Source organism: Klebsiella sp. MS 92-3 (assembly GCF_000195655.1).
Taxonomy (GTDB): domain Bacteria; phylum Pseudomonadota; class Gammaproteobacteria; order Enterobacterales; family Enterobacteriaceae; genus Klebsiella; species Klebsiella pneumoniae.
In genome coordinates this window covers 36488-41424 of record NZ_GL882795.1, presented here as the reverse complement: position 1 = coordinate 41424, position 4937 = coordinate 36488, and the positions used below count along the sequence as shown (strand labels likewise).

The following is a 4937-nucleotide window of genomic DNA, read 5'->3' as shown; positions in this document are numbered from 1 at the left end:
CACCGACCGGTGGCGACGTTATCTCACATGACCACCACCGGCTTGATCACCTTGCCGGACGCCGAATCGGCGAAGGCCTGGTTGATATCGGCCAACGGATAGCGGGCGATAAGCTTATCGATAGGGAATTTTCCCTGTTTATAGAGTTGCACCAACAGCGGAATAAACAGCGCCGGCACGGCGTCGCCTTCAATCACCCCGACCAGCGATTTTCCCTCCGCCATCAGGTCGTTCTGCACGTTAAGGGTGATATCTCCGGTAAAGCCCACAATCGCCACCGTTCCCAGCGGTTTCACCGCGTGTACGGCCTGCAGAACGATAGCGGAGACGCCGGTCGTTTCCACCGCGTAGTGGGCGCCTTTACCGGTGATTTGTTTAATCACGGCGACGGCATCCTGTTCCTTACCGTTGATCTGATGGGTGGCGCCCAGTTCGCGCGCCAGGGCGAGGCGGCTGGCATGGATATCCACCGCGATAATCTGCGAACAGCCGGTTAATTTCGCTGCCATGATGGCGCTGAGCCCCACCGCGCCGCAGCCAAACACCACCAGCGATTCGCCGACCACCGGTTTCAGGCGGTTGAGCACCGTCCCGCTACCGGTCTGGATACCGCAGCCCAGCGGGCCGAGCAGGGTGAGATCAACCTCCGGGTCGACCACGACCGCGTTGCTGGCGCGGGTGACCACATACTGGCTGAAAGACGACTGGCCAAAGAACAGGGACAGATCCTGGTCTCCCAGCCGGTAGGGGGTGGTGCCATCCTCGCGTCGGCCGCCAAAATTAAGCGTATTAAAATCTTCGCAAGCCGAAGGGTGGTTGCTTAAACAATTTTCGCAGTGGTGGCAGGCGGCGTAGCTGAGCACTACGTGGTCTCCTACTCTGATGCCGCTAACCGCCTCGCCGACGCTGGCAACGATCCCGGCGCCTTCATGGCCGAGGATCGCCGGCATAGGCACCACCCCGGGGTTGTCGCGCATCACGGCGTCGGTATGGCAGACGCCGGTGGCGACAATTTTCACTAATATCTCGTCCTTCCCCGGCGGGGCGACCTCGACGTCTTTGATGACAAAAGGCTGCTGGTAGCCCAGCGTGACGGCTGCTTTCACTTGCATGGCATGACTCCTGAATGAATTCCCTGGAGAGCGTGGCGGGACAGCCCGAACGGCTCTCCCCTGTTGGCCGCTAACGTGAAGAAAGATAGCGGTTATCGGGGAAAAGTTAGCACCAGGCGCGATGGAAATTTGCGCGAATCGTGCCTAAAAAACGCGCGCGGCGAGGAGCGATACATGGGGTGAATATTCAGCGCTGGAGAATAGATTTCCCTTGAATAGTCAGGGGTAAAAAGCGGCAGGCAGCGTGTATGCCCAGGCTACACGCCAGAGGCAATGAAAAAAACAGGCTGTTCCTCTGGACAGGGCTTTTTTACCTTTTTTCTGCTGGCAACAATTGGATTATTAATCGTTTTTGTCTAGAGTGGGCGGAAATTATCACGCAGCGTGATGACGCGTTGCGAATCAATTCACCCGTGCAGAAGGACGCTTTCTCAGGCATGAACCGCAGACGTTTTCTTAAATCTTCCATGGCTGTTGCCGCCGTATGCGGAACGTCAGGAGTCGCTTCCTTATTCAGTCAGGCCGCTTTTGCCGAAGACGCGGGCATTGCCGACGGGCAAACGCGTCGTTTTGATTATGCTGTTCTGCAGGCGATGGCTCACGATCTGGCGCGCCAGCCGTGGGGCGGCGCCCCGCGCGATCTGCCGCCGACGCTCGCCAATCTCACCCCGCAGGCCTATAACAGCATCCAGTACGATGCCAACCACTCGCTGTGGAACAATATTGAAGAGCGTAAGCTGGACATCCAGTTTTTCCACGTCGGGATGGGGTTCCGTCGCCGCGTGCGGATGTTCTCTTTAGACGCCAGCACCCAGCAGGCGCGCGAGATCCACTTCCGTCCGGAGCTGTTTAAGTACAATGACGCCGGTGTGGATACCCGTCAGCTGGAAGGACAGTCTGACCTCGGCTTCGCCGGGTTCCGGGTGTTTAAAGCGCCGGAGCTGGCGCGCCGCGATATCGTGGCGTTCCTCGGCGCCAGCTACTTCCGCGCGGTAGACAGCACCTATCAGTATGGCCTGTCGGCCCGCGGTCTGGCGGTGGATACCTTTACCGATACCCCGGAAGAGTTTCCCGACTTTACGTCGTTCTGGTTCGAAACGGTCAAAGGGGACGCCACGGTGTTTACCGTTTACGCGCTGCTGGACAGCCCGAGCATCACTGGCGCCTACAAGTTCACCATCCACTGCCAGGATACCCAGGTTATCATGGACGTGGAAAACCACCTGTACGCCCGCAAGGATATCAAACAGCTGGGTATCGCGCCGATGACCAGTATGTTCAGCTGCGGCAATAATGAGCGGCGGATGTGCGACACCATCCATCCGCAAATCCACGACTCCGATCGGCTGTCAATGTGGTTGGGCAACGGGGAATGGGTCTGCCGGCCGCTGAATAACCCGCAGAAGCTGCAGTTCAATGCCTTCCAGGACAAGAACCCGCGCGGCTTTGGTCTGTTGCAGTTGGACCGTGATTTCTCCCACTACCAGGATGTGATGGGCTGGTATAACAAGCGTCCCAGCCTGTGGGTTGAGCCGCGTAACCAGTGGGGCAAAGGGGCGGTCAGCCTGATGGAGATCCCAACTACCGGCGAAACGCTGGATAATATCGTCTGCTTCTGGCAGCCGGAAAAGGCGGTGAAGGCGGGCGACGAACTGGACTTCCGCTACCGTCTTTACTGGAGCGCGCAGCCGCCGGTGAGCACTCCGCTGGCGCGCGTTCTGGCCACCCGCACCGGGATGGGGGGCTTCCCCGAGGGATGGGCGCCGGGTGAACACTACCCGGATAAGTGGGCGCGTCGTTTTGCCATCGACTTTGTCGGCGGCGATTTGAAGGCGGCCGCGCCGCGCGGTATTGAACCGGTGATCACCCTCTCCAGCGGGGAAGCGAAGCAGATTGAGATCCTCTACGTCGAGCCGTTCGATGGCTACCGGATCCTTTTCGACTGGTATCCGACCACCGACTCAACCGACCCGGTGGAGATGCGTCTGTTCCTGCGCTGTCAGGGAGAAGCCATCAGCGAAACCTGGCTCTATCAGTATTTCCCGCCGGCAGCAGATAAACGAAACTACGTTGACGATCGGATCATGAAATAACCCTGAGTCACCCGACGCCCGCAGGCAGTCCCTGCGGGCCAGAAGAGAGCGCTATGACCGCAGATATCCCAGCAGTACCTGAGTCGATCCCGGTAACCGACGCGCTGACGCTAATCGCCATTGATGAGCGCTACGTTAGCGACCTGCACCAGCTGGTGGTCAAAAACCAGCGCTGGCTACAGCAGTCGCTCAGTTGGCCCGCCGAGGTGCGCAGCGAAGACGAGACCCGACGTCATGTGCAGGGCAACGTGATGCTGCATCAGCGGGATTACGCCAAAATGTTTTTGCTGTTTCTCGATAAGCAGCTAGTCGGGGTCCTGTCGTTCAATCAGATCGAGCCGCAGAATAAAACGGCCTATATTGGCTACTGGATCGATGAAGAGCACCAGGGGCAAGGGCTGCTTTCCCGTTCATTACAGGCCTTTATCCGCCATTATGCCGCCAGCGGGCTGGTGCGCCGGTTTGTGATCAAATGCCGGGTGGCGAACACCCGCAGCAACCAGGTAGCGTTGCGCAACGGGTTTGTTCTGGAAGGCTGTCTCCGACAAGCCGAGTATCTGAACGGTAGCTATGACGATCAGAATATCTACGCCCGCATTATTGACCGCGATGAGGCATTAAAGCGCGCCTAACAGCGGCGTGCGGGTGATGTGCTGCTGGCCGTCAAGCGTTTTCGGGCCGCGCAGATGAATGGCCTCTCCCTCCTGTGCGGCAATCTGCACCTCGTCATTGATGGAGACCTGGTGCTCAACGATCACATCGCCGATGATGACTGTCCGCCCCTGGATCAGCACATCGTCGTCGAGCAGAATCGGACCACCTCGCAGCTGCGCCTCGCCGCCGACCATCGCCCGATGCTTCAGCAGGCAGTTGCCTTCAATCACCGCATTCTCTGCCACCTGCGAACTGTAGCGTACGGTGGGAATGGCATCCTCTCCGCGACCGGCGATCAGGCGCGCGTTCCCGTATACCCGGGCGTTATCGCACACCCAGACGTCGTTTTCTTCGTTCCCTTCAAGTCTTGCCTGGTCAAACACTTCCGCCCGATGTTCGACAAACGCATGCTCAACGAAGGCATCGCCGTAGATTTGCGCCTGGTGGAGAATGCGCGAGGCACTGACGGTGGCTCGCTGATAGATCTGCAGGACTTTGTCGCGATCGGCGGTTAACCCGCGCGCGGCAATCACCTGGCAGTGGGGGAGAAGACGCGCCTCGTCGGCAAGGCGACAATAACCGCGCACCTGGCTCTGCGTAACCGTGACGTTGTCACTGATCTGCGCGTGATGGCTGATCTGCGAGGTGTGAATGCAGGCCTGTCCGCCGATGGTGGCCTCATGGCTGACCACGCAGAACCCGGTTAAGCGGGCGTCGTCGCGGATGCGCGCCCCGGCGAAGACCACGCTGTTGACATCGTAGATCCAGCACTCCCCCTGCTGGCTGAGAGCGCATTCCTCATCCACCCAGCCGCCTTCGCTGCCCGCTTTAACGTCAGCGAAATCAATAAGCGCCACGATCTGGCGCAGGGTGACGCTTTGTTTGCCATGCTCTTCCTCATAACAATACTGCCGGGTCTGTTCGCTGAGACGGTATTTACGCATGGCCGATCCTTATTACTTATGGTTAACATAAACATAGCAAAGATCGCCATAGCGCGCGGGATAAGGTTCCTTTAAAATGCAACTTCAAATTAAATTGATATCATCAATAAAATGAATAAAACGCAAACGCCGCC

4 protein-coding genes are annotated in these 4937 nt (G+C 58.4%); 2 read left to right on the top strand and 2 right to left on the bottom strand.

Annotated elements, in window-relative coordinates:
* Nucleotides 1-23 precede the first annotated feature (23 nt).
* A complete protein-coding gene (locus tag HMPREF9538_RS16205; RefSeq protein WP_009484803.1) occupies nucleotides 24-1112 on the bottom strand; it encodes an NAD(P)-dependent alcohol dehydrogenase in 1089 nt (362 codons plus the stop codon).
* A 437-nt stretch (nucleotides 1113-1549) separates the two neighbouring features.
* Here HMPREF9538_RS16205 and HMPREF9538_RS16210 point away from each other — a divergent pair, with 437 nt between their 5' ends.
* Together HMPREF9538_RS16210 and rimL are read left to right on the top strand one after the other, a co-directional pair.
* Nucleotides 1550-3205 carry a glucan biosynthesis protein D gene (locus tag HMPREF9538_RS16210; RefSeq protein ID WP_002907489.1) on the top strand — a complete coding sequence of 552 codons (1656 nt, stop codon included), beginning with the start codon at nucleotides 1550-1552 and terminating at the stop codon, nucleotides 3203-3205.
* Nucleotides 3206-3258: 53 nt separating this feature from the next.
* Nucleotides 3259-3837 carry a 50S ribosomal protein L7/L12-serine acetyltransferase gene (gene rimL / locus HMPREF9538_RS16215; protein WP_002907487.1) on the top strand — a complete coding sequence of 193 codons (579 nt, stop codon included), beginning with the start codon at nucleotides 3259-3261 and terminating at the stop codon, nucleotides 3835-3837.
* Here the strand turns inward: rimL and ydcK are convergent.
* Nucleotides 3823-4803, bottom strand: coding sequence for a YdcK family protein (ydcK, locus tag HMPREF9538_RS16220; protein WP_009484801.1), 981 nt, complete (start codon nucleotides 4801-4803; stop codon nucleotides 3823-3825). The two genes, rimL and ydcK, sit on opposite strands and share 15 nt — an antisense overlap.
* Nucleotides 4804-4937 lie beyond the last annotated feature (134 nt).